This window comes from Cutibacterium sp. LaCa_255 (assembly GCF_057458005.1).
In genome coordinates, this window is record NZ_CP190956.1 from 2,204,655 (window position 1) to 2,231,579 (window position 26,925).

Below are 26,925 nucleotides of genomic sequence, written 5' to 3' on the forward strand. Positions count from 1 at the left end.
TGCGAGTCCGGGCGTGACGAGCATCCGGACACAGACGCACCGATCAAGTCTAAGCGACTCGGCCGGTGGGTCCAAAATCAAGGGGGCGTCGGTGTGACCAGCAGGCATCACACCGGTGCTCGGCCAGCCGAAAGACGACGCGAGCCGAACCCATCACGGTCCGGCTCGCGTAGAGAATCGAAAAATTCTCAGATCTTCTCGATCTGGTTGAACTCGAGATCCACCGGGGTGGAACGTCCGAGGATCTCGACCAAGGCCTTGACACGCTGGTTGTTGGTGTTGATCTCGGTGATCTGAGCCGGGACGCCGGCGAAGGGACCATCGGTGATCTGCACCGACTCGCCGACCTCGTAATCAGCGACCTCGACCTTCGGCTTGGCCTTGGGCGAGGGGGCCTTGTCGGCGTTCTCGTGGGCGACCTTGGCGACGACCGACGGCGTCAGCATCGTGACGACCTCGTCGAAGGTCAGTGGGATCGGGGTGGTCGACTGACCGACGAACCCGGTCACCGACGGGGTGTGACGCGCAATGCCCCACGAGTCGTCGGTCAGGTCCATGCGCACCAGCACATAACCGGGCAGGTACACCCTGGTGATCGTGCGGCGGGTGCCGTTACGGATCTCGACGACCTCTTCGGTGGGGACGACCGTCTCGAAGATGTAGTCCTCCATGTTGAAGTTCTGCACGCGGGCGTCGAGGTTCTGCTTCACCTTGTTCTCCATGCCGGAGTAGGTGTGCAGCACGTACCACTCGCCGAACTTCGAGGACAGTTCGTCGCGCAACTCCTCAATGGCGGCGTCGACGGCGTCCTGGTTGCCGGCATCGGCTGGCTCGTCCTCGTCGGACTTCTCCTCGTCGTCGGCAGCCTGGCCGATACCGAGGTTACGGGCGATGTCGTCATCCGAGGCTTCCTCGGACTTGTCGTCACCGAAGTCGAGGTTAATCTCAGGCTCCTTGGCGGAGTCCTCCTCGCCGAGATCTCCGAGGTCAATGTCGACCTGGTCGTCCTTCTTCTCGGTCTCGTCAGGGGTTAACACGTCGAGGTTGATCTCGACGTCGTCGTTCTCGCTGAAATGGGGGCTGTCAGTCACAGATCAATTCTCCAATGTGATCGTCAGTTGCCAAAGAGCTTGATGATGATCCATCCGAAGAGGACGTCCAAGCCACTGACGTAAGCGATGATGAGCAGAACGAAAACAAGGACGACGAGGAAGTACTGGCCCAGCTCGTCGCCGGTGGGCCACTTGACCTTGCGCAGTTCGGCAACCGACTGTTTCGTGAAGGTCACCGGGCCGGTGCGATGGCTGCCCTGTTCGGCAGCCTTCTGCTTGCTGCTCTGCTTGCGGACGGGGGCCTTGGTCAACTCGCGCTTCGGCCCAGGGCCAGCAGGCTTGGCAGCAGAAGCAGCTGCGGGCTTCCCGTCCACGGCGTCAACTTCCTTGGCACCCTTGCGCACCGGCTTGCCATGTCGAGCTGGCTTGCCAGCGGCGTCCTTCTTGCGAACCGGACGGCTGGAACGAGCGGAAACTGCAGCCTTCTCGGCTTCCTCGAGCTGCTCGGGATCGTCGACCACCATGTCTTCGGGGTCGGCCTTGTCAGGAGTCTTGTCGACGACATCGTCAGGAGTCGTCAACTCCTCAGCCTCGGGATCGACGACGTCGTACTCCTCAGCCTCCGTAAGGTTGCGGGATGTAAGATCCTCCCCCCTCGGAGACAGCTCGCCCTCGACGGAAGGATCGTCTCCGTCACTGAGGTTTCGCTTCTCGTCGGTCACGCTGTTCCTTCGGGTCCTGCCTGACGGTTGGTTCCGTGGACCAGGACTTCGCCACGGCTGCGCACCAGGGATACGCCCCGCACATGCGTCTCGCAGGGCACGAGGGACTTGAACCCCCAACCTGCGGTTTTGGAGACCGCTGCTCTGCCAATTGAGCTAGTGCCCTTCGGCGCTGCCTGGTGGGCAACGCCAGCACAGGGAGTATAGGAGAGGATTCGGTCTCACGTCGAATCAGACTCGCAGGTCCTCTCCAAAACTCCCCGCCGGTCATCCATCACGCAGGGTGTCTGGCCGCGTACTGGTCCATGGTGTCAGTCCTCATCGCTTGTGCCAACTCCTGCATACCGGCCTCATCGACGATGTCGTACTGCTGACCGTCTTTCGACCTACCAAAACCCTTGATGGGAGCCTGCAGGGAGACGACGTCAGCCCCGGAGTCAAACTTGAGGCTGGTAGCCAACTTGCGCACCTCCTTGTTGGTGAGCGCGTCGTCGACCGTCATCGTGGAACCAACGTCGGACACCACCTCGGAGAACTTCTTCGGATTCGTCAGTGTGCCGGCCGAGAAGATCTTATCAATCATCGTGGTGAGGACGGCTCGTTCGTTAGCGGCACGGTCCAGGTCGCCGTGCTTGAGGCTCTTACGCTCGTGGACGTACGCCAAAGCAGCATCCCCCTCAAGGGTCACGTTGCCCTTGTCGAAGTGATGACCCATGCTGTCGAACTCCTGCGGGTTGTAGACCTGGATGCCACCAAGGTCTCTGCTGAGCTGCTTGAACCCGTTGAAGTCGATGACGGCGCCGTGGTCCATCTTGACGTTGGTCAGCCCCTCCAGCACCTTGATCGTCAGAGGCATGCCACCCCACGAGTAGGCGGCGTTGATCTTGGCCTTGGAATCCTTCTTGACGACGTCATTGGCCGGGATCGTCACCCACATGTCACGCAGGAAGCTGATGAGGTAGAGCTTCTCGCGATCGGCGGGCAGGTAGGCAATCATGAGGGTGTCAGAACGGCCACGATCCCATCCGCGGGAGTCCGACCCGGCGAGGACGAAGGTCTGTGCACCGGTCTCGACCGACGGCGGACGAGTGCCCTGAACCGCCACCGGGGCGCGATTGACGTTGTTCATACCAACATTGATCGACCGCAGGTAGTAGGCGATGATGCCGACGACGATGAGCAGCAGCGCCAGGACGATGACGAGGAAGACCTTCGGCCAACGACGCTTGCGTCTGGCCGCCGTTGCCGATGCCGCACGGTCCTCATCATCGTCGTCGGAGTGCTCCTCGAGAAGCTCATCGACGGTGGCGTCCTCCTCGTCCGGGTCATAACCGCGCCGTCCGGCAGTCGGCTCAGCATCCCCGGCGGGGAGTCCACGACGAGGTGCCTCGCTGGCGTCAGGGTCGACGCCGTTCTCGCCCTCGAAATCGTCCGGGTCGTCGAACAGATTGAGTCCGTCGTCGTGAGCCACGGGTATGCCCCCTCCTGCTGGAACTCAGCGGACCAGTAGGCCTTCAGGATACGCAACGCCAACGGCCCCACACACTTCTCGCACGTGCGAGGCCAGCATAAGGGGTTTCGCCGAATTGCAGAAAGGCCTCTCTCAGCTGGCGAGAAGCTTCTCAGCGGCTGCCAGCAGGACGCAGGTCGAGACACCTTCCATGGCCTCTCGCAGCTCGCCCATGCTAGGGAAGGACGGCGCCAGACGGATGGTGCGATCGTGCGGGTCATCGTGCAGCGGATGAGACGCCCCGGCCGAGGTGAGGGCAATGCCGGCTTCCTTGGCCAGGGCTACCACGCGAGAAGCCGTGCCATCCATGACGTCGAGGGTGATGAAGTAACCGCCGGTCGGATGGGTCCACGTGGCGACCCCACGACCGCCGAGGCGGTTGGTGAGGATCTCGTCGACGAGGGCGAACTTCGGGGCGAGCATCTCGCGGTGGGCACGCATGAGCTTGCGAACACCCTCGGCGTCACCCAGGTACTTCGCGTGACGCAACTGATTGACCTTGTCAGGGCCGATCGAGCGGATCCCCGCATGTCCCAGGTACCAGTCCAGGTTGGCCTTCGAGGAGGCCAGGAAGGAGATGCCGTCGCCGGCGAAGGTGATCTTGGAGGTCGAGGCGAGCTCGAAGACGCGGTCAGGGTTACCAGCCTCCTCGGCCCACTGCAGCACTGGCAGCGGTGGACGCTCGGTGTCGGTCAGGTGATGCAGGGCGTAGGCATTGTCCCACCACATACGGAAATCGGGGGCGGCAGGCATGGACACCAGGGCACGAACGGTCTCCTCGTCGTAGACGACGCCGTTCGGGTTGGCGTACATCGGCACCACCCACATGCCCTTGACGGACGGGTCGGCGGCCAGTTTGGCCACCTCGTCGACGTCAGGGCCGTGCTCCCCCAGTTCCACCGGGATCATCTCGATACCGAGGTGCTCGCAGATGGCGAAGTGGCGGTCGTAGCCGGGGACCGGGGCGATGAACTTGACGTTCTGGCCGAACCACGGCTTCTCACCCGCGATGCCATGGACGAAGGCGAACATCGCGAGATCGTGCATGATCGACAGGCTGGAGTTGTCGGCAGCGATGATGTGATCGACGTCGACCCCCAGCAGTTCACCGAAGATACGGCGAATCTCGGTGAGTCCGCGGTTGCCTCCGTAGTTGCGGACATCCTGGCCGTCCTCGGCGTGGGAAGGGATATCAATCGTCAGCAGGTCCGCGTTGAGGTCAAGCTGTGCCGGGGAAGGCTTGCCGCGGGTGATGTTGAGAGAGACACCACGGGCGACGAGCTCGGCATGCTCATCGCTCAGCTGCTCGTGCAGGGCGGACAGGTCATCGGGGGACAAGTCGGTCAGCGGGGTCAGCATAGGCCAATTATGGCCCCTGGGTCCGCCACAATGACAGGCGACCCTCCACACCCGGCCATACGAGGTTGGAGGGTCGTCGGTCTGGACGAGTTCCATCGACCTCAGATGGCGCAACCGACGAGGCGTGGTTCAGGCACCAAGGTGATGCCGTACGCGTCGCGAACTCCCTCGATGATGGTGCGCGCCAGAGCAGTGAGGTCGTCGGAGCTGGCGCTGCCGCGGTTGGTCAGGGCCAGCACGTGCTTGGTCGACAGGCTAGCCGGGGAGTCCTCGGCCACCATGAACCCCTTGCCGTATCCGGCGTGGTCGATGAGCCATGCGGCGCTGGTCTTCACACGACCATCAGGCTGGACAAAAGCGGGTGCAGCCTCCGGAACCTCGTCGGGAGCCACCAACGGGTTGGTGAAGAAGGACCCCGCACTCCAGGTGTCGTGGTCATCAAGGTTGAGGACCATGCCCTTGCCACCACGCACCTCCAGGACGGTCTCGCGGACCTCGGAGGTGTTGGCCCTCTCTCCTGACTCGACCCCCAGACGACGCGCCAGCTCGGCATAGCGCACCGGGAGCGACCGAGTACCGAGGTTGAACTGCATGGTGACGTCCAGGACGACATAGCGGTCTGGTTCGGCCTTGAACCGGCTGGAGCGGTAGCCGAAGCCGCACTGGTCCGCGGTGAAGGTGCGCTGGGTGTCATCGACACGGTCCCAGGTACGCACCCGGGCGATGAACTCGCAGACCTCCACGCCATAGGCGCCGACATTCTGGATCGGCGTCGAGCCGACGAGACCAGGTATGCCGGAGAGGAACTCCGGGCCGATCCACTCCTGCTCGATGGCGTGGACGACGAAGTCGTCCCAAACCTGACCGGCGGCAACCGTCACCAGAGCACCACCGCATGAGGACACCTCGGCGGACAGTCCCGAGGTCGCGACACGCACGACGGTGCCGTCGAATCCATCGTCGCCGACGAGGACGTTGGAACCGCCTCCGAGCACAAGACAGGGCTCGCCGCGTCGATCGCAGTCGCGGACGGTTTGCAGGAGCTCGTCATTGGTCGTGGCGATGACGAGATGACGAGCCGGGCCACCCACTTTGAACGTCGTGAGCGGGGCGAGCGGGACGTCGTCCCCTCCGATGAGGGTGGTCGTCGCGCCAATCGCCTCGTGATGGATGGTGCTGCATGCCTCGGTGGGGTCGTCGTCCTCGTAGGGACCGATGACAGTGGTACTCACTGCTCCCCCTGCTTGATGACGACCTCAACTCGTCCGAGAACGGACTGTCCGCCGCACTTGACGTCGACGCCAAGGGTCGCGGTGTCATCAACAACCCTGCGAACCGTGGCGGCGACCTCGATGGACGCCCCCTCCTTGGTGTCGGGGACGAGCACCGGGCGGGTGAAGCGAGCTCTCTGGGACAGTACTTGCTCAGGCCCCCCGACCCACTCGATGACAGCACCCAGGGCCGCCCCCATCGTCCACATGCCGTGGGCGATGACGCCGTCCATGCCGGCCTCCCGGGCAGCACGGTCGCTGTAGTGGATCGGATTGAAGTCCCCTGACGCACCGGCATAGCGGACCAAGGTGGTCCGGGTGACACCGATGACTCGCGGCCCGAATGTCTGACCTTCCGTCAGCTGCGCGCTCATGCATTCGCCTCCGGACGGGTGTGCCACAAGGTCGAGGTGGCGTTGCCGAGATGCTCGCCATTGACATGGTCCAAGGAGACGTCGATACCGATGATGTCGGTGTTGCCCCGGGTACGAACCGAGGTGATCCTCAAGCTCGAGGTGACCTCGTCACCCTTGTGGAGCGGACGGATCCAGTTGAAGGACTGATCGGTGTGAATCATGTGCTCCAGCTGGAGGCCAAGCTGCTCGTCGTCGAACAGTGCCTCCCACGCCCGGGACGCCAACACCATGGCAAATGTGGGTGGAGCAATGGGGTCGTCACCCCGGTAGGCCGGAGCAGTGTCGCCCAAGGCGGTGGCGAGCTCCCGGATCTTCTCCGCGGTAACGAGGTAAGGGTCTGTCGTCGGATACGTGCGCCCGACGTCATCAGGACTGATCGGCATGTCGTTCAGGCTATCCCAGACCTCCGACGCCACAGAACTCTTAGGAACGAGCGAAAAGACGAGGAGCCGCCCTCAGGTGACCCCTCGTCAAAGGTTCTTGGATTGAAAACCCGACGTCAGCGGGTCTCGCGATGCGCGGTGTGCTTGTGGCAGCGCGGGCAAAACTTCGCCATCTCCATGCGATCAGGATTGTTACGGCGGTTCTTCTTGGTGATGTAGTTGCGCTCCTTGCACTCGGTGCAGGCGAGCGTGATCTTCGGGCGAACGTCGCCGGACTTCTTGGCCATCTTTCCTACTTTCGAGCCGTGTGGAGTGTGCGCTCCCGAGTTTCCCCGGTTTGTTTTGGTAGCGGAGGCGGGAATCGAACCCGCGACACAGCGATTATGAGCCGCTTGCTCTACCCCTGAGCTACCCCGCCATGTGATCCTCGGCGCCCATTCGGACCCGGCCCACCGGGCGAGTGGGGCCGATTCACACTCAGAGCCCCCAAGCAGAATCGAACTGCTGACCTTCTCCTTACCATGGAGACGCTCTGCCTACTGAGCTATAGGGGCAACGAATGAGAAAACTACACGAGCTTCCAGTCGTTGGCAAATTGGAACCCGAATCCCCTGACCCCGGAATGAAGCCCCTCGTGGGAACCGGTAATCAATCGAACCAGGTCGTTTCGCCTCCACCGTTTCCTCGACCGAACGAGTCGGCCAAGAATCCTGCCTTGGCGAAACCAACCCCCGAATCCATCCGACCCGGGGGTTGCGTGGCAGGTGTTGGATTCGAACCAACGTAGGCGAACCGACGGTTTTACAGACCGCTCCCTTTGGCCACTCGGGCAACCTGCCTTGCTGGCGCGAGCCAGCGATCGAAAATATTAGCAGGCATGCCGGCGTCGTGACCAATCCGGCCCGTCAACAAGCCCGACGAACCAGCCAGGACCACCGCATGTGGCCCTGTGATGAGGCTCCCCGTCCGCACGCCGAGTTGTACGATGTTGTACGATGCCGACATGTCAGGCGTCTCCTATGACCATCAGCACCCTCACATCGAAGAATTGATGACCCTGTACAACTCGGTTGGCTGGACCGCCTACACCACCCACCCGTACAAGATGGAGGGGCTGCTCGACCGAGTCGACCAGGTGCGATGTGCCAGGACCGACGGTGAACTCATCGGTTTCTCACGAGCCATCTCTGACGGCGTCCAGGTCGCCCTCATCCAGGACCTACTGGTTCATCCGAAATGGCAGCGACATGGGATTGGCTGCCACCTGCTGACGTCGATGATGGAGCACTACTCGGGGCTGCGCCAGATCGTCCTACTCTCCGACGACATCCCCGAGATCGTCGCCTTCTACGAGTCGTGTGGACTCCATGACATCGCCCGCGAGGAGGGAAAGGCCTTCGTCAGGTACCTCTACGAGTGATGCCGGAACAGTCGTCGCGTCACTGCGTCGTCACCCTGTGACAGACTCTCCCCATGCGCATCGCCAGCTTCAACGTGAACGGCATCCGAGCTGCCCTGAAACGGGGATTCTCCGACTGGATGGAGACCCGTGACTGCGACGTCATCGGCCTGCAGGAGGTGCGCTGCCGTCCCGCCGATCTCCCGGAGGGGGCGTTCGGCGATCGTCACGTCTCCTGGGCGCCGGGTTCGTTGGCCGGGCGCAATGGCGTCGCCCTGCTCACCCGCACTGCTCCGGCCGAGGTGAGATCCTGGGGCACCCACCTCGTCATGACCCCCGGAGAGACACCCAATCTCGACGAGATCCGCACCGGAATCACCGATCGACTACCAGCTGAGCTGCTTCCCTTCGCTGACGAGGGGCGCTACATCGAGGTTGATCTCGCCGACGCACCCGTCACCGTCGCCTGCCTGTACCTGCCCAAGGGAGCCACTCCGGACCCCAAGGACGAGAAGTCCATAGCCAAGCAGGACCGCAAGATGACCTTCCTTGCCGGGTTCCGTGAGTACCTGGCGACCCGACGCCAGGAGTGCGCGGCCCAGGGGCGTCATGTCCTTCTCATGGGCGATTTCAACATCGCCCATGAGAACGCCGACCTCAAGAACTGGAAGTCCAACCAACGCAACGAGGGATTCCTGCCCGAGGAGAGGCAGTGGTTCGACACCATCCTGTCTCCCGAGACCCTCGTCGACGTCGTGCGCGCCCAGCACCCTGACGTCGACGGTCCCTACTCCTGGTGGAGCTGGCGCGGCAAGGCCTTCGTTAATGACGCCGGATGGCGTATCGACTATCACCTGGCCTCACCGGAGCTGGCGAGGAAGGCCGTCACGGCCGAGATCGACCGCGACCCCTCTTACGCCGAGCGCACCTCCGACCACGCGGCTGTCGTCGTCGACTACGACCTGTGACTCAGGACGGGTCGAACATCTCCTCAACACGACGCACGGGGACGCCGGCCAGACTCTCGTGTGACCAGTGGGGGTTGCGGTCCTTATCGACCAGCTGAGCCCGCACCCCCTCACAGAAGTCCGAGTCGCGCATGAAGGAGCGCCCCAAGGCTCGATCAGTCTCCAAGACCTCAGCGAGTCCTGACGCACTCTCTGCCTTGATGACGGCTGCCAGCGCGACGGCCACCGACAACGGGCAGCGGGTCGCGATGTGCTCAGCGGTCTTGCGTGCGGCTTCCTCCGGGCGATCAGCCAGTCGACGACACACCTCAACCGGATCGTCGGTGTCGTAGCACTCCTGAATCCACACCGCGTCGCGGGCCAGCTGGCATGCGACTGGATCGACGTCAGCAGGATTGCCGTCGGCGTCAACGACCTCGTCCACCAGACCAGCCCACAGCGCCGAGGCTGCGTCGATGGAGGCTCCCGTCATGGCCAGGTGGCGCCCGACATGCCGTGGGGCGCGGGACAGCTCGAAAGACACACCGACGTCAGGCCACAGCCCAATACCCGTCTCCGGCATCGCCAGAACGAGGTCCTCTCGTGCCTCGACCTGCTTGAGGCGAAGGGCCAAACCAAGACCACCACCCATGGAGATCCCGTGCAGATGCGCGGTTCCGGAGTGGACCGCCGCGATCGCCGCATCAACGTCGTACTCGAAATCCAACCAGTCGCCGGCAGCCTCGGGATCTTCCAGAGCCAGCGACCTGAGCTCACGGATGTCAGCCCCGGAGCAGTAACCGCGCTCTCCCGCGCCTGACAGGTCGATACTGCGCGGCGAATCCTCGACGGCCTTCCCAATGGCCGCCAGCATCTCGCCGGACAACGAATTGATGGCTCGGGGGCGATCCAGGGTGATCGTCACATCGTCGGTACCGCTGATCTTCACCTCATCCATGACCCCAAGCCTGCCACCTTGCCGAATCACCACCCAGAAAAGCTGGTTGGCGAAGGCGTTCACCGATGGCGGGGACATGTCTCCTGCACCCATCCCACCAGAAACTCACGGTGGCACCTGCCCTCCTCACGATGTAGCCTCGGCTCGAACTTAGGTCCACCGAACTTTTAAGTTTTCACAGCTCAAAGGAGGCCTCCATGCATCGCTCCCTTCACGCCATGGTCATCGGGCTCGTCGCGGCAGTCGCGCTCGCCCTAACTGGCTGCAACGCTGCCAATCCCCCGAAATCGCACGACAAACCCGTCGTCCTCACCACCTTCACCGTGTTGCAGGACATTGCGAAGAACATTGCCGGCGACGACCTGACGGTCGAGTCGATCACCAAGCCCGGCGCCGAGATCCACGACTACGAGCCCACCCCCGACGACATCAAGAAGGCGTCGAAGGCCGATCTCATTCTCGACAACGGGCTGGGCCTGGAGCGCTGGTTCCAGAAGTTCGTGGAATCCGCCGACGTCCCGCACGTCGTCGTCTCCGAGGGCGTCAAACCGATGAATATCGCCGAGGACGAATACGCCGGCAATCCGAACCCGCACGCCTGGATGAGCCCGAAGAATGTCCAGATCTACACTGACAACATCGTCAAGGCCTTCAGCAAATTCGACCCCGACCATGCCAAGGACTACAAGTCCAATGGAGACACCTACAAGGAGAAACTCCAGAAGGTCACCGATGACATGACCCACCAGTTGTCCGCCCTGCCGCGCAATGAGCGTGCCCTGGTCAGCTGCGAAGGCGCCTTCTCCTACCTCGCTCGGGACACCGACCTGACCGAGAAGTACCTCTGGGCCGTCAATGCCAATCAGGAGGGCACACCGAAGCAGATCGCTTCGGCGATCGACTTCGTCAGGAAGAACAAGGTTCCGGCCGTGTTCTGCGAATCCACGGTCTCCCTCAAACCCATGAAGCAGGTCGTCAACTCCACCGGGGCGAAATTCGGCGGCACCCTCTACGTCGATTCCCTCTCCAAGGCCGACGGACCGGTCCCGACCTACCTCGATCTCATCAACTACGACGCCCGCACCATCACCGCTGCCCTCACCGGAAAGAAGTCATGACCGGATGTGTTGACGTCGACCATCTCTCAGTGCGCTACGGGGAGGTGGTCGCCTTGTCGGACGTCACCGTCTCCGTCGAGCCGGGTCGCGTCACCGGTCTCATCGGGATGAACGGGTCAGGCAAGTCCACCCTCTTCAAGGCGATCATGGGGATGGTTCGGCCCGAGCATGGCCGGGTCCTCATCGACGGCGACTCCCCCGCCAAGGCCCGTCGTCACGGCATCGTCGGATATGTCCCACAGGCCGAGGACGTCGACTGGTCCTTCCCGGTGTCGGTGCGCGATGTCGTCATGATGGGCCGCTACGGCCAGCAGGGATTCACCCGACGGCCACGCGCCGAGGATCGCGAGGCCGTGGCAGAAGCCTTGGAACGGGTTGAGCTGGCCGACCTGACGGATCGTCAGATCGGCCGGCTGTCGGGCGGTCAACGCAAACGCGCCTTCGTCGCTCGTGGTATTGCCCAGGGAGCTCGCGTCATGCTCCTCGACGAGCCCTTCGCCGGGGTCGACAAACGCAGCGAGGCGACGATCGTCAGACTCCTGCGTGACCTTGCCGACCAGGGAAGAACCCTCATCGTGTCCACCCATGACCTCCACGCCCTGCCCGACCTCGCCGACGACGCGGTCCTGCTGCTGCGCACCATCCTGTTCCACGGACCGGTCGCCGAGGCACTACGTCCAGAAAACCTCGCGTTGACCTTCAGGGTCGACGTCACCGAATCCGGGAGGATGGCATGAATGCCCTCGTGTGGCTCACCGAACCATTGAGTTACCAGTTCATGGTTCGCGCCCTGACGACCAGCGTCGTCGCGGCCGTCGTCTGTGCCCTGCTGTCGTGCTGGCTCGTGCTGGTCGGATGGTCCCTCATGGGGGACGCCGTCTCCCACGCCGTACTACCTGGAGTGGCTCTGGCCTACATCCTCGACCTGCCCTTCGCCCTCGGCGCCGTGGTCTTCGGCTTCCTCGCCGTCATCCTGATCGGGGTGGTCCGCGGCACCAGCCGGGTCAAGGAGGACGCTGCGATCGGCATCGTCTTCACGACGATGTTCGCCCTCGGTCTCATCCTGATCTCGACGACCCCGAGCCAGACCGACCTCAATCACATCATCTTCGGCAATGTGCTGGGCATCACGAAGGCCGACATGGTTCAGGTAGCGATCCTGGCCGGGATCAGCCTGCTCGTGCTGCTGCTCAAGCGTCGGGATCTCACCCTCTACGCCTTCGACCCCGTCCATGCCCACGCCATCGGCCTGTCCCCGCGCCTCCTCGGGGCTCTCCTGCTCGGGATGCTGGCACTGACGGCGGTCGTCGCCCTGCAGATCGTCGGGGTCGTTCTCGTCGTGGCGATGCTGATCATTCCGGGAGCGACGGCTTACCTGCTCACCGACCGATTCTCACGGATGCTCGTCATCGCGCCGAGCCTGTCAGCGCTGTGCACGGTAGTCGGCATCTACCTCAGCTACTGGTCCGACGTCTCCCCCGGCGGCCTGGTCGTCGTCGTGCAGGGCGTGGCATTCCTGCTCGTATACCTCTTCAGCCCGCGCCACGGCGTCGTCACGCGGGCGCGTCGCCACAGGCGATCTCAGCCCTCGACGCTCACCCAGACGGCGTCAGTCGCTGAACGGCCCAGCGGTATGGCCCGATCGGCCACGGTCACCTCGATCGAATCGGAGTAAGGGGCACCCGGGCGCGGCTCCATCCGGGTACCAACGCCGATGCCGCATTCAGCCAGGAACTGCAGGAGACCGGGGTCACCGTCAGCCACCCTCTCGACGCGCACGACCACCCCGGGGTGGACGGCCGACAGCTGCACCGCCCCGTCCGGATGCTCAATGTCCCCGGCTCGGCTGGGAATCGGGTCGCCGTGGGGATCCTTGGTGGGGTACCCGAGCAACTCGTCGATACGGTCGACCATGAAGTCGGAGACAACGTGCTCGAGGGCCTCGGCCTCCTCATGGACCTGATCCCAGCGGTATCCCAGGATTTCTGCCAGGAAGGTCTCGATGAGACGGTGGCGGCGCACCATCGCGACGGCGTGTTGGGCGCCTTCCTCGGTCAGGGCAACTGACCCATACCGGGTGTGCTGAAGCATCCCCTGTTCGGTCAGCTTTCGAACGGCCTCGGAGACGGTCGAGAGCCGCACACCCACCTTGGCAGCCAACATCGAGGTGCCGACGGGGTCGTCAGACCACTCCTGGAGATTCCAGATCGCCTTGAGATAGGTCTGGGAACTCGCAGTCAGACTGGTCACAGACATGGCAGCAGAATACCGGTCACGACTGTTCGTGAGCTGTGTGCCGATGCGGAACGTGGACATCCTTGTGCGTCCACCCTTGTCCCAGGCTGCGCTCGTGCCAGACCAGTCGGGCTGCCAGCACCAGGACCAGAGCGACCCCAAGGGCCACTGCACTATTGCGCCACGACAGGTTGACGGCGTCGAAGGACAGCAGGATGACGGTGGTCCACACTGCCGGGCGCACGTACCGGGCGGCTTTGTCGATCAAGGGCAGCAACAGCGCTCCCCACAGCACGTACCAGGAGTGCAGGGCGGGCGCGCACAGTGCGACGGCAAGGAATCCCAGGGCCAGGAAGGACAGCGGCTTGCGGGGCAGCAGACGGATCGCCATGACGACGAGGAGTGCGGCTCCCACGAGCACGCCGATCGCCTGGGCGATGGGGATGACGGCAGCCGCCGCCTGGTGGGCCCCGAAGAGCCCGAGAATCATGCGCACCCCCATGCCGACGAGGGTGAATGGCGAAACCGTCAGCACCATGCCCGGGACATCGACGGCGTGGTACCAGCCGAATCCCAGACCGGATGCCCATGAAATACCCGCGAACACCGCCACCGAGACAGCGAGCGACCACACCGCTCTCCCCAGGGCTGGGAAGAGGTGACGGGGATGCCACGACTCCATGGGATGACGGATGAATGGCAATGCCACCGCGACCATGAGGGCCGGCTGCTTGACGGCCGCCGCCGCCCCGACGAGGACTGCTCCGACGAGCCACGACCAGCTCGTCATGCATGCCAGCCACAACCCGATGACGACCAGCCCCATCATGAGGGAGTCGTTGTGGGCTCCGCCGATGAAGTCGACGACGAGGATCGGGTTGAGGGTGGAGAACCATGCGGCAAAGTGCGGGTCCCGGCCGACTCTGCGGGCCACCCGTGACATCAGCAGGCCAATGGCGATGACGCCGAGAACGGCTGGGATCCGCATGAACACCGCGGACCAGTATGGGTTGTCACCGGTGAGATGGACGATCAGGTGCTGCACGGCCAGGGCCAGCGGGCCATAGGGGGTCTTGGTGTACCGCCATTCCTGGGCCACCTGGTCGGCGAAGGCCCCCGGCAGCAGACCTGGGTACCCCTCATAAGGGCTGATGTCGTTCTCCAGCAGCCACCCCTGCGCAGCGTAGGAGTAGGCGTCGTGACTGAAGATGGGTGGGGCGAGCAGGAAGGGCAGGCCCCATACGCCGAGGACGGCCCACGGGCGCAGCCCGGCGCGGATTCCCGGACGATGCTTGAAGTACCGACGCACATGCTTGGGAAGCGGCTCGGCGCCGAGGTCACGGGGCTCACGGCCGGGACGCAAGCGAAGCCAGGAATCCACCAACAGACCGACACCGACAAGGACGAGGAGGGTTCCGACGATGCGCCAGGTCGAGCCACGCAGCCCGGCCTCGTCGAGCCGGGACCACCACGGTGAGTTCAACGGTAGATATGCCGGGGTCAGGGATCCGGCCGTGATGAGAATCGTCCCGACCAGTCCTTCCAGGACCGACCGGGACCGCCAGGCGCGCAGGTAGGCAACCCACTTGAGTTGGATGCGTCGACGCCAGCCAACCGGCTGCTTCACCGGCCACCGTCCGATCCCCACGCGCTGACGAGGTCCGTTCTCGTCTCCGAATCCGGTACCCGCTCGTCATTCCATGACAGGGCGTCAAACGGACACGACTCGATGCACATCCCGCAGTACATGCACAGTCCCCAGTCGATGGTGAATTCGTCGAGGACGGCGACGGTGCGGGGACGACGGGCGTCTGAGTCGGGAACGGATTCATTGTGGGCGTCGATGGTGATGCACCAGGCCGGGCATGTCCGGGCGCAGATGACGCAGGAGGTGCAGGCATCAACGTCGAGGTCGATGGCGGAATGCCTCATACTCGCCTCCTTCGTCCTGCCTGCCCTCGTCTGGTTTGTGTGGCTCCGGTATCTCGTCCGGCTCTCGATTGTGGACGTCGCCCTGACATGGCCGCGACGACCTCGACGTCAGAAATGTCCTCGCCGTCCTTGATGCGTTGCCAGGTGTCGGGGTCGGGAACACCGGCCGGCAGGGCACGGCGTCGGCTCGCTGAGGTCGAGGGGCCCGGGCCGGCCACGCCGGGCCACGTCGTCTCGGCTCGTTGCGCCAACACGACCTCCTTGCGCAGCGGCGGCTTGGGTGCGTCGCGGATGAGGAGGGCACGATTGTCAGCTCCCGGGCCGACGAAGGTCACCCCGAAGGAATCGTGGATCTCTCGCTGATACCAGGCTGCTCCCGCCACGGCGTCGACGACGGAGTCGAGGCTCCCGCCATCGCGTGGCACACGAGTGGAGACGGTGACGTCGTCGCCGTCATGGTTCTCGCATCGACAGACGACGATGATGTCGGGGTCCTGTCCGCGTTCGCCCACCCCGTCGATGGCCGTCAGATGGGCCAGCCACGGATGGGTGGACATCGCCTCGGCGACGGCGTCATGCCACCTATCTGCAGGAACATCGATGGTCGTCATGCTGCCTCCCGGGAAGAGGACAGGAAGCCGGTGAGAGCGTCCGGGGCCGGCGGGCAACCCGGGATCCAGTGATCAGCCTCGACACCGATCGCGGGGAGCCCGTCGACGACTGCCGCCGAGTCCCAATAGGGGCCACCGGCGCAGGCACAAGCCCCGAAGGCCACGACGTCGACTGGATGGTCCTCACGCAAGGTTTCAATGGTCGAGCGCACCACCGGCGCCAACACCGTCGAAATGGTTCCCGACACCACCGCGACGACCGGCGCCCCCGAGGGGGCGTCCTGACAGGTGGAGGCCGCAGTCGGCACTGCCGCCCCGCTCTCGACCCCACAACAGGCGAGGGCGAGGTCGACGACGTACACGGACTTGTCGGCGAACCAGTCGATGAACTTCACCGGGCCATCGTACCGACGATGTCGTCCAGCCAGATCTGTGCTGCGGGTAGGCGTCAACCCTGACGGTGGCCAAGTTCGACGAGCAGCGGCGCGATGGTAGCGTTGGGAGCCGGTTCCGAAGCATCCGGACGCGCCTCGCGGGTACGACCATTCGTCACCACGTGACACGTCCCCACCGGAGTCCCGCGACGAGAAAAGAGGTCAGAGTGCCTTCCACCGACACGGCACATCACACCACTGACGAGCGAGAGGTCCAGTCCCTCGACCGAGTCGTCATTCGATTCGCCGGCGATTCCGGCGACGGCATGCAGTTGACCGGTGACCGTTTCACCGCTGAGTCCGCCATCCATGGCAATGACATCTCCACCCTGCCGAACTTCCCTGCCGAGATTCGTGCTCCCCAAGGCACCATCCCCGGCGTCTCGAGCTTCCAGGTGCATTTCGCCAATTACGATATCGCCACCCCGGGCGACCAGCCCGACGTCTTGGTGACCATGAACCCGGCTGCCCTGGCCGCCAACCTCGGCGATCTTCGCCGCGGCGGCCTCATCGTCCTTGATTCCGCCGAGTTCACCGCGAAGAACTTGAAGAAGGTCGGATACGCCGAGGATCCGCGTCACGACGGCACCCTGGAGTCCTACCAGGTCGTCGAGCTGGACCTCACCGGTCTGGCCGTGGCCGCCGTCGAGCCCTTCGGCCTGGGCCGCAAAAACTCCGAACGAGCCAAGAACATGTTCGCCCTGGGGCTGCTGACCTGGCTGTACGGGCGTCCGCTCGGCCCCTCCGAGAAGTTCCTGGCCGGCAAGTTCGCCTCCAAGCCGGAGATTCGCGATGCCAACATCGCCGCCCTCAAGGCCGGACATGCCTACGGCGAGACCTGCGAGCTGTTCCGGGTCCGCTACGAGGTGGCCCCGGCACCAATGCCCGAGGGCACCTACCGTCAGATCACTGGCAACCTCGCCACCGCCTACGGCCTCATCACCGGTGCCAACCGGGCCGGGTTGCAACTCTTCCTGGGCTCATACCCCATCACTCCGGCCTCCGACATCCTGCACGAGCTGTCCAAGCGCAAGTCCCACAACGTCGTCACCTTCCAGGCCGAGGACGAGATCGCCGGTGTCAGCTCCGCCATCGGCGCCTCCTTCTCGGGTTCCCTGGGCGTGACGACGACCTCCGGACCTGGTATGAGCCTCAAGTCCGAGGCCATCGGCCTGGCCGTCATGACCGAGCTGCCGCTCGTCGTCGTCGACGTACAGCGTGCCGGCCCGTCGACCGGAATGCCGACCAAGCCTGAGCAGGCTGACCTGCTGCAGGCGATGTTCGGCCGCAACGGTGAGTCCCCCGTCCCCGTGCTCGCGGCCAAGTCCCCGTCGGACTGCTTCGACACCGCTCTGGAGGCTTGCCGGGTGGCCGTGACCTACCGCACCCCGGTCATCATGCTGTCCGACGGCTACCTCGGCAACGGCGCGGAGCCGTGGAAGGTGCCGGACCTCGACGAGATCCCGCACATCGACCCGAACTTTGCCACCGAGCCCAACTCCTCTGCTGCCGACGGCTCACCGCGATTCATGCCGTACCACCGCGACCCGGAGACCCTGGCCCGTCCGTGGGCCTTGCCCGGGACCAAGGGTCTGGAGCATCGCATCGGCGGTCTGGAGAAGTCGGCTCGCACCGGCGCCATCTCCTACGACCCGTCCAACCACGAGGACATGGTCGCCACCCGAGCCGCCAAGGTAAAGGGCATCGCCAAGACCATTCCGCCGACCGTCGTCGACGATCCGTCCGGTGACGCTGACGTCCTGGTGCTGGGTTGGGGTTCCACCTACGGTCCGATCACCGCTGCGGTGCGTCGAGTCCGTGCTCGCGGCCTGTCCATCGCTCAGGCCCACGTGCGTCACCTCAATCCGCTGCCGGAGGACCTGGGCGACCTGCTGCATCGTTACCGCCGAGTGGTCGTCCCCGAGATGAACACCGGCCAGTTCGCCATGTTGTTGCGTTCGAGGTATCTCGTCGACGTCAAGACGATCTCGCGGGTGCGCGGGCTACCGATCTCCCCGGTCGACCTGTGTGAGGAACTGTGCCAGTACTGCAACGACGAGACCGAGGAGGCCTGAGATGACTGACATCACCACCGAGGATCGTCCCGCCGGACTTGCCGGTGTGCCACTGGCGATCGAGCCGCTGAAGCGTCGTGACTTCGCCTCCGACCAGGAGGTGCGCTGGTGCCCCGGCTGTGGCGACTACGCGATTCTGTCCACCTTCCAGGGTGTGCTGCCGGATCTGGGCATCGCCAAGGAGAACGCCGTTGTCATCTCGGGCATCGGTTGCTCCTCGCGCTTCCCGTACTACATGAACACCTATGGCATGCATTCCATCCACGGCCGTGCCCCGGCCATCGCGACGGGGGTGGCAGTGTCTCGCCCGGATCTGGCCGTCTTCGTCATCACTGGTGACGGTGATGCTCTGTCCATCGGCGGCAACCACCTCATCCATGCCATGCGCCGCAACGTCAACCTGACGATCCTCATGTTCAACAACCGGATCTACGGACTGACGAAGGGCCAGTACTCCCCCACATCGGAGGCTGGGAAGGTCACCAAATCCTCGCCGATGGGTTCAATTGACGCCCCGTTCAGCCCGCTGGCCGTGGCCCTGGGTGCCGGATGCTCCTTCGTGGCTCGAGCCGTCGATTCCGACCGCAAGCACCTCGCCCAGGTGCTCACTGCGGCCGCCAAGCACCGCGGTACCTCCTTCGTCGAGATGTACCAGAACTGCCCGATCTTCAACGACGGTGCTTTCGACGACTACAAGGGTCCGGAGGCCAGCCAGCACCTCATCCGTCTGGCCGACGGCGATCCCGTTCTCATCGGGGCCGATGGTTCTCGCGGCGTGGTGCGCGACCCCGTCAGTGGCGAGTTGACGGTGGCTGACGTCGCCGAGGTGGGTATGGACCACGTGCTCGTCCACGACTCCCACCGTGCTGACCCGTCGCTGGCCTTCGAGCTTGCTCACCTGGATGACGGCGTCATCGTCAGCCAGACCCCGGTCGGAATCTTCCGCGATGAGGATCGCCCCACCTACGACGACCAAGCCCGCACCCAAGTCCAGCTCGCCGCCGGGGACACCACCACACCGCAGGATCGCGACAAGGGACTCCAACGCCTGCTCCTCGGTACGGATACGTGGCAGGTGCGGGAACGAAACACCTGAGCAAGGCACGCATCCCGGAGAAGTCAAACACACCATCGCGAGACGACTCCTCCGGGGCCGACTCATCAATCGTACCCCACACCCACACCTTCCATAGGGATATTTGGCTAAATCTCGTAAAGACGATCCTATGGCGTTCGCCTTTTACCTGTCATGATTCTCATATGGTGTTACGGAGCGTTGGGAAATCCTCCTTCACCGTCAGACATCGAGCGATCTGCGAGCGTGCTCTACGCCTTCATGATGATCGTTGGACCCGTGGCTCTGGGAGCTTGCCTGGAACTTCGGAGGTTCACCGAAGGTCACATCCTCACCACACCGACCGGGAGGTCTCGACTGCGAATCATCCTTCCATGGTGGGCCATCGCCGTTCTCCCATCGACCGTGGCCGTAGGCATTTCTGTTCTGGCGTCAGGATCTGGAAACCAGATCATGGAAATGTCGGCCATCGGTGCCGTTTGGATGCTCGCATGGGGCGTCTTCGGTGCTGCCATTGGGGCATCGTGGCCGCTGGCACTGTCAGCACCAACGGCCTTTCTCCTGCCCTTCATCCTCGTCTTGTATGGGCCAGCCGTATCGGTCATGAAGCTGCGATATCTTTTTGGCTACTACATGGGCTGCTGCACGTAGGTGAGATGTTGAATCCTCGAGTCCTCACAGCTGGAATGACGATGGCAGGTGGGATCCTCATCGTGTCAACCCTGGCCCTCATTGCAGGAAGACGGAATCATCATGCACGTATCACCGTGACCCTGATTATTGGATTGGTTGCGACGACGTTCATCGGCTTTCACACGGCCAAAGGCATAGGTCCGCTGCCCGCCCCCGAACCGGACCACAGATCTGTCTGAGAGGTAGTGATCCCGTGGTGTGCGCGTGGGAATCTCACGATCTCGAGCTGTTGGGCCCCGTGGCCCGGAAAGCAGACACAGCGTGGAGAGCACGTCCCCAAGGAATACAGGCAAGGTGCGCAGGAATCAACCCACGAAACCGTGTGGTGGTCGACATCTGCGATATCCGTATCTGAGCCGCCGTCGAAGGCGGTTATGACCGTTGCCTCGGGATTGGCCATCGCCCCGTGTCAGGACCACAAAGATCAGGTGGCAGTCTGGGTTCTCGACACTCAGGATCGCGTCATCGCCTGGCTGACGAAACATTCGGGAATAGCGATAACGGGTCAGGAGTTTTCTCCTGAGACGCGCGAATGGCTGAAGTCCATGGATCGGCTGTCCATCCAGGACCAAGCCAGGATTTTCGAAGATTATCGATCTCGACTGCGAAAATGTTGAGAGGACACATAGCGCTTGGTTGGAGAGCCTGGGCGCGCAATCGATCATCGGAATGGTCTCCACCCGCAACATCGTTGGGCTGTCCGGCTTCAGCCTTCTCACAAACGCCATTGGCATCAAGAAATTGTCATCCATCCCTGCAATCATCTGGGTTCTGACAAGCTTTCTGTTGGGGAGAACGGAAAATTACACATCCTGGTGGTCATGGCCGATCAAGGATCGGGCGGACGTGATGTCGGCGATATTGTCCGGGGTTCTTTGCCTTCTCGGAATCCTCATCTCGCTTATCAAGCCTCGTCAGACGGTGTAGCCCTTGGTGATTCCCATGCACCCTTGAGCGGATCCGGACAGTTACCCAGCCTCGTGGATCCAGGATGTTCCACGCTGATCGACTTCCCGTGCCGCATGAATATCTTGCGATATGCACTCCTCCATGGCCGCGCACCAGCCTGGCCGTGGCCCTGGGTGCCGGATGCTCCTTCGTGGCTCGCGCCATAGACTCCGACCGCGCACACCTCGCCCAAGTGCTCACAGCAGCCGCCAAACACCGCGGCACCTCATTTGTCGAGATGTACCAGAACTGCCCCATCTTCAACGACGGCATCCCCATCACCCACACCCCAATCGGCATCTTCCGCGATGAGAATCGCCCCCCACCTACGACAACCAAGCCCAGCTCGCCGCCGGGGACACCACCGACCAAGACTCCCGCGACGCCGCTCTAGCCACCGTGCTGACCGGTAACCGACACCTAACAGGTGTACTCTGTGCCAGGCAGTACCCTCCAAGACCGACGATCCACGTCACCTTGGGCGGTGCTGGCACCGCAGCCACAGGGGAATTCGGTGCGATACCGGAACTGACCCGCAACCGTGAGGGGCTCATCCCGAGTCGGAGTACCTGGGTTGTCGAAGGAATATTACACACCGTCGAGGACTGCGGTGAGTTCGACTCAGGGGCCCTTCCCGTCCGGAGCGCAACGCAGCCTCAGGAAGAAGGCCCGCCACATGACCAGGCTCAATCAATGGGTCGCCGGCCTCGCCGCCGGTGCGCTCGTCGCATCGCCGTTCGCGGCACCAGCGTTCGCTGACCCGCAGCCCGCGCCATCCCATGCAGCCATCACCGCCACCATTGATGACGGCTCTGCTCCCTACTGCTTCGATCCGCCGGCCAACCCGGTCAAGGGTGCCATGTGGGCCGGATCGGTCAACGACACCGCCGCCACCAGCACCTACGTCGCCAAAGCCGCCGACTGGCTCGCCCAGAAGTGGCAGGAAGACCCGACAAACTACAGACAGGCCGGCGGCATCGCCGACGGCATCATCGCCCTGGTCGGCTCAGACGCCCACCCCGACACCGTCACAGAAATGACCACAGCCCTCAAGGAAGCCGGCCCGAAGTACGTCGACAAGAACCCGGCTGGCCTGGCCAAGGTGATCATGACCGCCGAAATTCTCGGCGAGGATCCCACCTACTTCCTCGGCAAAGACACCGGAAACCTGTGGATCAAGCTCGCCAGCTACATCAACGACGACACCCCAGGCATGCAAAACCGCGTCACCATGTACTGGGGCCCGCACCTCATCACCATCGCACTGACCCGCGCCAACCGCCCGGTACCAACGAAGATCCTCGACAAACTGCTGTCCACCCAAGGCACCCAAGGTGACGATGCCGGCGCTTTCGGATACACCAAACGAAACCACGACGGCACGAAAACCTTCGTCGGCGACCCCGACTACACCGGCATCGCCCTGTCCGACCTCACCCTCCTCCAACGCAACCCCCACCTCATCCCAGACGGCTACCACACCAAAATCGACACTGCCGCCAACAACGCCACCACATGGGCCATCAACACCAAAACCCACGACGACGGCGACTACTGGGAAACCTACTCCGCCGCCAACTCCACCGGCATGCTCGCCAGCGCACTCGCAGAACGCGGCGAAGACATGACAACCGTCAAACAATGGCTCATCCGCCAACAAAACCTCACGAAAGTCGGCGCATGGCAAGCCCAACGCAACGACCACGAACCCAACATCATGGCCACCGACCAAGCAATCATGGCCATCACCGGCCACGGCTACGCCTCAACATGGTCCGGCAAAACCCCCAAAAACACCCCAACCTGCACAACCACCCCAACCCCCAAACCTCAACACACACTGGTGAAGATCACTGTGCTGGGTGACTCGTATTCGGCAGGCAATGGAACCCTGGTCGATGGGTATCCGGCCGATGGATCGTATCGCAGCCCCAAGAACTACGGTTCGGTACTCACCGGCATGCTCAACCAGAAAAGCACGGACACAACCTACCAACTCGACGTGCGGGCCTGGAGTGGCGCCCAGATCGCCACCGGAGACCACAACATCATCAGCCAGGCCGATACCATGGATCCCCACACCGGCGTGATCCTCATGACCGCCGGAGGCAACGACCTCAACTTCGCTGACGTTGCCGATATGTGTCTTGCTGAGAGACAGAAGCTTGGCGGGTGTCCCGGGATGGTTGATACGGCTCGTAAGAAGCTTGGTGCCACGATGGCGAACACAACGACATTGTTGTCACACATTCAGAAGCGACTGGCTGATCCGGCTCACACCCGTGTCATCCTGATCGGCTACCCTTACCTCGTCCCGGCAGGATACGATGATCTTTTCGCGGATGTGCCTGCGACTCAGGTACGGGCCGCCGAGGACGAGTTCCGCGCCCGGCAGGCTGCCACGATCAAGGCCTGGAACACGTCTCATGTTCTCAAGGTGGACTATGCCCCCACTACCAGCCTGTTCAACACTCATGAACCTTACCCGTTTGTCGTTCGGCCTCAGAACAAGTATCGGTGGATCAACGGCTTGGGCGAAACGGCAGGAGAACGCGGGGACGACGGGGAAACCCATGCTTCGCTAATAAAACCGTGGAATATCACAAAATATTCTGTACATTTTTTCCATCCGAATGTGATTGGTCATGAACAGATTGCAGGAATGGTTCATGATGTGGTCCTGTCGCCCAGGGCCGCGACACGGAGCGTGGGAGCGGAGACTGGCGGTGGGGTTCCCCTCGACCAGTTGGGGACGGTACCTGGGGTGCGGATGCGCGCTGACGTGATTGGGCAAAACCTGGTACGTGCAGGTGAACCCCTTGAGTTGGACGCCTCCTCGTCCTACACCTCAACCGGGCACATCAGACGCTGGCAATGGGACCTTGACGGGGACGGCCACTATGAAATCGACAGTGCCACCCCCGGGATCACCCGCACTCTAAAGCAGCTGGGAAAGTATCGGGCACACCTACGCATCACCGACGACACAGACACCAGTGACACCTTGACGTTCCCCATCGAGGTCACCCGAGACGGCGATGGAGTCCCCGATACCCGAGACAACTGCCCCACCATCGCCAACCAAGACCAGACCGACACCAACCACAACGGTGTAGGAGACGCCTGCGACCCCAACACCACGAAGGCACCACGATGACCACCCACGACAACACAACCGAGCAGCAATACCGTCGCGCACCCCTCAACGGCCTCATCATCGGCACCATCGTCGGAGCCATCTGGGATACGGTACTCGTGATATTGTACGTTAAATCAAATGAAACAATAGACCTCAAGGAATATCCTTCCTTATTTCTCATGTCACTTATCTTCCCTCTAGTCGGATGGCTCACCGGGTTATGGGAAAGACGGACATTCACATGTGATAACCCGAAGAAAAAGAGATTCAAAATCGAAATCATTGGGGTCGCCATGGCGTCTCTTACTGAAATGCTCATGTATGCAACAGGATTCCTTCTCGCAGATCATAGATCCCTCGAGAGCATAGAAATGGCTATGCATCCGCTCCCGTTGATAGTATTTCCTTTTGCTGGGTTAGCTCTCAGTGTTGTCGGAATCAGACTCAGGAATAGCAGAATTCCTTTTATTCTCAGCATGAGCATTGCTTCGGCAGTCATACTTTTCATAGCAGTGGCGGTGTGGTTTCATTTTCTCATCGTTACATCGATGTCCCTGCCCTCCTAACCCTGATTCCCTGCACGGCTTGGACAAGGTGCGTTGACGAATGCGGCCCTGCGGGCATGCCTCTTGGCAGTAGCAGTGGCTTTTGGGGAGTAGTTGGTGCCGCCGCAGGTGGTTACAGTATCCCCGCGCCTTGAGAGGTCGGTTCAATCACCAGCAAGCCAAGTCAGGACCGCGAGTCTTCACACCATACCGACGAGAGGCAATAATGACGAACGACGACAAAACACCCGAGGATCAGTACCATCGCGCCCCACTCAACGGCCTCATCATCGGCACCATCGTCGGAGTTGTTTGGCCTACGGTATTCGGGATACTTCATGTGCGAGAAACGCTAGTTCTCGCTCCCAAGGCGTACCCCCCTGTATTTACCATGTCGCTCATTTTCCCTCTGGTTGGGTGGCTCACAGAATTGTGGGAACGGAAGATATACGCATGCGATGACCCGGAGAAACGGAGAATCAAAACCAAAATCATAGGTGCTGTCATGGCAACTTTCGCTGGCATGCTCATATTCTCGACTCACCTTGTTCTTGTAGATAATGACCTTCTCCTCAGCATGGAGGCCGCAGTACACCCGATTCCGTTAGCAGTGTTTCCTTGCGCCGGACTGATCCTCAGTAATATCGGAATCAGACTCAAGAATAGTAAAGCCCCTTTTATTCTTAGCATGAGCACTGCTTCAGTGGTCATACTCTTCATAACCGTGGCGGTGTGGTTTTATGTTTTCAGCATTACGGAACTATCCTTATCCTCCCATTCTTGATCCTCTGCACTGTTTCGGTGAGATGTGCCAATGGATGCGGCCGCGTAGGAACGATACTTAACGGTGACACTAGTTTCAGGGAGCTCCTCTTACCACAGAGACCACGGTGCTCCTATTACCAGACAGCCACTCAGCGAGCAGCGAGAACCAGACCAAGACTTAACACCGCCAACCCTTCTAGGGAAGACAACGATGACCACCCACAAAAACGCAGCCGAAGAGCAGTACCGTCGCGCACCCCTCAACGGCCTCATCATCGGCACCACCGTTGGAGCCGCCTAGGATACGGTATTCGTGATGTCCTACGTCAATTCCCAAGAGGCGATCGACCCCAAAGAGTATCCATCTTTATTTACCATGTCGCTCATTTTCCCTCTGGTTGGGTGGCTCACAGGATTGTGGGAACGGAAGATGTACACGTGCGATGACCCGGAGAAACGGAGAATCAAAACCAAAATCATAGGTGCTGTCATGGCGGCTTTCGCTGGCATACTCATGTTCTCGACCGAGTTCTTCCTGTTTACGGATCGTATATTTCTAAGCAGTGTGGAAGCAGCAATACACCCGCTTCCGTTAGCAGTGTTTCCTTGTGCTGGACTGGTCCTCAGCGATATCGGTATCAGACTCAAGAACAGTAAAGCCTCTTTTATTCTTAGCATGAGTATTGCTTCAGTGATCATACTGTTCATAACCGTGGCGGTATGGTTTTATATTTTCGGCATTACAGAACTATCCCTATCCTCTCATTCTTGACGCCCCACACTGTCCCAGTGAGACGTGCCGATGGATGCGGCCACGCGTGCACAATTCTTAACGGTGACACGAGCTTCAGGAAGCTCCCCTTGCCACAGAGACCACGATGTTCCCATTACCAGACAGCCACTCGGCTGCCAGCGAGAGACAGACCAAGAGTCAGGGGGAAGGCACCACGATGACCACCCACAACAACACAACCAAACAACAGTACCATCGCGCACCCCTCAACGGCCTCCTCATCGGCACCATCGTCGGAACCGTCTGGGCAGTCGTCCTCTTGATCATTCATGTGACAACGGGGCGTCATCATGCTTATGCAAGAATTTCCCTCATGTGTTTCATCTTCCCCTTGGTTGGCTGGATCACCGGGCTGTGGGGAAAGACCATAAAAACATGTGAAACCCCAAAGAAGAGGAAGCACAGAATCACAACAATCGGCGTCACCATGGCTACCCTCACCGAATTGGTCATGACAATCATTTACCATACTTTTATTTGTACAGCGCATCCACATAAATTCATACCAGATGGCGCCCACCTTCAGCAGTAGAGCGTTTGTCGTC

Annotated in this window: 26 protein-coding genes, 4 tRNA genes, 3 pseudogenes and 1 riboswitch; of the genes and pseudogenes, 15 read left to right on the plus strand and 18 right to left on the minus strand. The window is 61.9% G+C overall.

Features of this window, described 5'->3' with window-relative positions:
- Positions 1 to 188: 188 nt before the first annotated feature.
- The 12 genes from nusG to ACP8ML_RS10085 all read right to left on the minus strand — a co-directional run bounded on the left by nusG (position 189) and on the right by ACP8ML_RS10085 (position 7,552).
- Complete coding sequence (nusG, locus tag ACP8ML_RS10030; RefSeq protein WP_065673162.1) at positions 189 to 1,091, minus strand: transcription termination/antitermination protein NusG; 903 nt, start codon at positions 1,089 to 1,091, stop codon at positions 189 to 191.
- A gap of 23 nt (positions 1,092 to 1,114) precedes the next feature.
- Positions 1,115 to 1,774 carry a preprotein translocase subunit SecE gene (secE, locus tag ACP8ML_RS10035; RefSeq protein ID WP_065673163.1) on the minus strand — a complete coding sequence of 220 codons (660 nt, stop codon included), beginning with the start codon at positions 1,772 to 1,774 and terminating at the stop codon, positions 1,115 to 1,117.
- Positions 1,775 to 1,867: 93 nt separating this feature from the next.
- Positions 1,868 to 1,940: transfer RNA gene (locus ACP8ML_RS10040), tRNA-Trp, on the minus strand.
- A 108-nt stretch (positions 1,941 to 2,048) separates the two neighbouring features.
- Complete coding sequence (locus ACP8ML_RS10045) at positions 2,049 to 3,245, minus strand: LCP family protein (protein ID WP_065673164.1); 1,197 nt, start codon at positions 3,243 to 3,245, stop codon at positions 2,049 to 2,051.
- Between the two features lie 132 nt (positions 3,246 to 3,377).
- Entirely contained in the window at positions 3,378 to 4,643 is a 1,266-nt protein-coding gene (locus ACP8ML_RS10050; protein WP_117189701.1) for an aspartate aminotransferase type Ic, read from the minus strand.
- A gap of 101 nt (positions 4,644 to 4,744) precedes the next feature.
- Positions 4,745 to 5,875 (minus strand): UDP-N-acetylmuramate dehydrogenase, encoded by a 1,131-nt coding sequence (locus ACP8ML_RS10055; protein WP_065673166.1) that lies wholly within the window; start codon positions 5,873 to 5,875, stop codon positions 4,745 to 4,747.
- Positions 5,872 to 6,288, minus strand: coding sequence for a MaoC/PaaZ C-terminal domain-containing protein (locus tag ACP8ML_RS10060; RefSeq protein WP_117189700.1), 417 nt, complete (start codon positions 6,286 to 6,288; stop codon positions 5,872 to 5,874). The genes ACP8ML_RS10055 and ACP8ML_RS10060 overlap by 4 nt, the downstream gene beginning before the upstream one ends.
- Positions 6,285 to 6,713, minus strand: a complete 429-nt coding sequence (locus tag ACP8ML_RS10065) for an FAS1-like dehydratase domain-containing protein (protein ID WP_117189699.1) — start codon at positions 6,711 to 6,713, stop codon at positions 6,285 to 6,287. The genes ACP8ML_RS10060 and ACP8ML_RS10065 overlap by 4 nt, the downstream gene beginning before the upstream one ends.
- A 116-nt stretch (positions 6,714 to 6,829) precedes the next feature.
- Positions 6,830 to 7,000 (minus strand): 50S ribosomal protein L33, encoded by a 171-nt coding sequence (gene rpmG / locus ACP8ML_RS10070; RefSeq protein ID WP_004809087.1) that lies wholly within the window; start codon positions 6,998 to 7,000, stop codon positions 6,830 to 6,832.
- A gap of 56 nt (positions 7,001 to 7,056) precedes the next feature.
- Positions 7,057 to 7,131: transfer RNA gene (locus ACP8ML_RS10075), tRNA-Met, on the minus strand.
- A gap of 63 nt (positions 7,132 to 7,194) precedes the next feature.
- Positions 7,195 to 7,267: transfer RNA gene (locus ACP8ML_RS10080), tRNA-Thr, on the minus strand.
- 204 nt (positions 7,268 to 7,471) lie between these two features.
- Positions 7,472 to 7,552: transfer RNA gene (locus ACP8ML_RS10085), tRNA-Tyr, on the minus strand.
- A 164-nt stretch (positions 7,553 to 7,716) separates the two neighbouring features.
- On the opposite strand from ACP8ML_RS10085, the gene ACP8ML_RS10090 reads away from it, so the two are divergent.
- Positions 7,717 to 8,133 (plus strand): GNAT family N-acetyltransferase, encoded by a 417-nt coding sequence (locus ACP8ML_RS10090; RefSeq protein ID WP_231128473.1) that lies wholly within the window; start codon positions 7,717 to 7,719, stop codon positions 8,131 to 8,133.
- Positions 8,134 to 8,186: 53 nt separating this feature from the next.
- A complete protein-coding gene (locus ACP8ML_RS10095) occupies positions 8,187 to 9,080 on the plus strand; it encodes an exodeoxyribonuclease III (protein WP_016666135.1) in 894 nt (297 codons plus the stop codon).
- A 1-nt stretch (position 9,081) separates the two neighbouring features.
- On the opposite strand, the gene ACP8ML_RS10100 is transcribed toward ACP8ML_RS10095, so the two are convergent.
- A complete protein-coding gene (locus tag ACP8ML_RS10100; RefSeq protein ID WP_117189715.1) occupies positions 9,082 to 10,017 on the minus strand; it encodes an enoyl-CoA hydratase/isomerase family protein in 936 nt (311 codons plus the stop codon).
- Between the two features lie 197 nt (positions 10,018 to 10,214).
- Between ACP8ML_RS10100 and ACP8ML_RS10105 the strand changes: the two genes are divergently transcribed.
- The 3 genes from ACP8ML_RS10105 to ACP8ML_RS10115 are packed head-to-tail and all read left to right on the plus strand — an operon-like array spanning position 10,215 to position 12,810.
- Positions 10,215 to 11,135 (plus strand): metal ABC transporter substrate-binding protein, encoded by a 921-nt coding sequence (locus tag ACP8ML_RS10105; RefSeq protein ID WP_117189698.1) that lies wholly within the window; start codon positions 10,215 to 10,217, stop codon positions 11,133 to 11,135.
- Positions 11,132 to 11,872, plus strand: a complete 741-nt coding sequence (locus ACP8ML_RS10110) for a metal ABC transporter ATP-binding protein (RefSeq protein ID WP_117189697.1) — start codon at positions 11,132 to 11,134, stop codon at positions 11,870 to 11,872. Before ACP8ML_RS10105 ends, ACP8ML_RS10110 begins: the two co-directional genes overlap by 4 nt.
- Entirely contained in the window at positions 11,869 to 12,810 is a 942-nt protein-coding gene (locus ACP8ML_RS10115; RefSeq protein ID WP_063279880.1) for a metal ABC transporter permease, read from the plus strand. The genes ACP8ML_RS10110 and ACP8ML_RS10115 overlap by 4 nt, the downstream gene beginning before the upstream one ends.
- Here the strand turns inward: ACP8ML_RS10115 and ACP8ML_RS10120 are convergent.
- The 5 genes from ACP8ML_RS10120 to ACP8ML_RS10140 are packed head-to-tail and all read right to left on the minus strand — an operon-like array spanning position 12,717 to position 16,308.
- Positions 12,717 to 13,391 carry a metal-dependent transcriptional regulator gene (locus tag ACP8ML_RS10120; protein ID WP_171048662.1) on the minus strand — a complete coding sequence of 225 codons (675 nt, stop codon included), beginning with the start codon at positions 13,389 to 13,391 and terminating at the stop codon, positions 12,717 to 12,719. The genes ACP8ML_RS10115 and ACP8ML_RS10120 overlap by 94 nt on opposite strands.
- A gap of 16 nt (positions 13,392 to 13,407) precedes the next feature.
- Entirely contained in the window at positions 13,408 to 14,997 is a 1,590-nt protein-coding gene (mptB, locus tag ACP8ML_RS10125) for a polyprenol phosphomannose-dependent alpha 1,6 mannosyltransferase MptB (protein ID WP_117189714.1), read from the minus strand.
- Complete coding sequence (locus ACP8ML_RS10130; protein WP_065673174.1) at positions 14,994 to 15,302, minus strand: 4Fe-4S binding protein; 309 nt, start codon at positions 15,300 to 15,302, stop codon at positions 14,994 to 14,996. The genes mptB and ACP8ML_RS10130 overlap by 4 nt, the downstream gene beginning before the upstream one ends.
- Positions 15,299 to 15,913, minus strand: a complete 615-nt coding sequence (locus ACP8ML_RS10135) for an NADH-quinone oxidoreductase subunit C (protein WP_065673175.1) — start codon at positions 15,911 to 15,913, stop codon at positions 15,299 to 15,301. Before ACP8ML_RS10135 ends, ACP8ML_RS10130 begins: the two co-directional genes overlap by 4 nt.
- Positions 15,910 to 16,308, minus strand: a complete 399-nt coding sequence (locus tag ACP8ML_RS10140; protein WP_065673176.1) for an NADH-quinone oxidoreductase subunit B family protein — start codon at positions 16,306 to 16,308, stop codon at positions 15,910 to 15,912. The genes ACP8ML_RS10135 and ACP8ML_RS10140 overlap by 4 nt, the downstream gene beginning before the upstream one ends.
- Before the next feature lie 161 nt (positions 16,309 to 16,469).
- Between ACP8ML_RS10140 and ACP8ML_RS10145 the strand changes: the two genes are divergently transcribed.
- The 10 genes and pseudogenes from ACP8ML_RS10145 (at position 16,470) to ACP8ML_RS10190 (ending at position 26,912) form a co-directional block, all read left to right on the plus strand.
- Complete coding sequence (locus tag ACP8ML_RS10145; RefSeq protein ID WP_065673177.1) at positions 16,470 to 18,422, plus strand: 2-oxoacid:acceptor oxidoreductase subunit alpha; 1,953 nt, start codon at positions 16,470 to 16,472, stop codon at positions 18,420 to 18,422.
- A 1-nt stretch (position 18,423) separates the two neighbouring features.
- Positions 18,424 to 19,518, plus strand: a complete 1,095-nt coding sequence (locus ACP8ML_RS10150) for a 2-oxoacid:ferredoxin oxidoreductase subunit beta (protein WP_117189696.1) — start codon at positions 18,424 to 18,426, stop codon at positions 19,516 to 19,518.
- A 153-nt stretch (positions 19,519 to 19,671) separates the two neighbouring features.
- Positions 19,672 to 20,807, plus strand: a pseudogene (locus ACP8ML_RS10155) (hypothetical protein).
- 46 nt (positions 20,808 to 20,853) lie between these two features.
- Positions 20,854 to 21,117 (plus strand): annotated as a pseudogene (locus ACP8ML_RS10160) (hypothetical protein); the annotation flags it as partial.
- 127 nt (positions 21,118 to 21,244) lie between these two features.
- Positions 21,245 to 21,552 (plus strand): annotated as a pseudogene (locus ACP8ML_RS10165) (2-oxoglutarate synthase); the annotation flags it as partial.
- A 44-nt stretch (positions 21,553 to 21,596) separates the two neighbouring features.
- A riboswitch (cobalamin riboswitch) is annotated at positions 21,597 to 21,729 on the plus strand.
- Between the two features lie 85 nt (positions 21,730 to 21,814).
- Positions 21,815 to 24,295, plus strand: a complete 2,481-nt coding sequence (locus tag ACP8ML_RS10170; protein WP_249361273.1) for a PKD domain-containing protein — start codon at positions 21,815 to 21,817, stop codon at positions 24,293 to 24,295.
- Entirely contained in the window at positions 24,292 to 24,843 is a 552-nt protein-coding gene (locus ACP8ML_RS10175; protein WP_065673913.1) for an adhesin, read from the plus strand. The genes ACP8ML_RS10170 and ACP8ML_RS10175 overlap by 4 nt, the downstream gene beginning before the upstream one ends.
- A gap of 205 nt (positions 24,844 to 25,048) precedes the next feature.
- The gene (locus ACP8ML_RS10180) at positions 25,049 to 25,606 is read left to right on the plus strand and encodes an adhesin (RefSeq protein ID WP_117189396.1); all 558 of its coding nucleotides are present in this window, start codon (positions 25,049 to 25,051) and stop codon (positions 25,604 to 25,606) included.
- A 297-nt stretch (positions 25,607 to 25,903) separates the two neighbouring features.
- Positions 25,904 to 26,359 carry an adhesin gene (locus tag ACP8ML_RS10185; protein WP_256998409.1) on the plus strand — a complete coding sequence of 152 codons (456 nt, stop codon included), beginning with the start codon at positions 25,904 to 25,906 and terminating at the stop codon, positions 26,357 to 26,359.
- A 178-nt stretch (positions 26,360 to 26,537) separates the two neighbouring features.
- Positions 26,538 to 26,912, plus strand: coding sequence for a hypothetical protein (locus ACP8ML_RS10190; protein WP_179856591.1), 375 nt, complete (start codon positions 26,538 to 26,540; stop codon positions 26,910 to 26,912).
- The last annotated feature ends 13 nt before the right edge of the window (positions 26,913 to 26,925 follow it).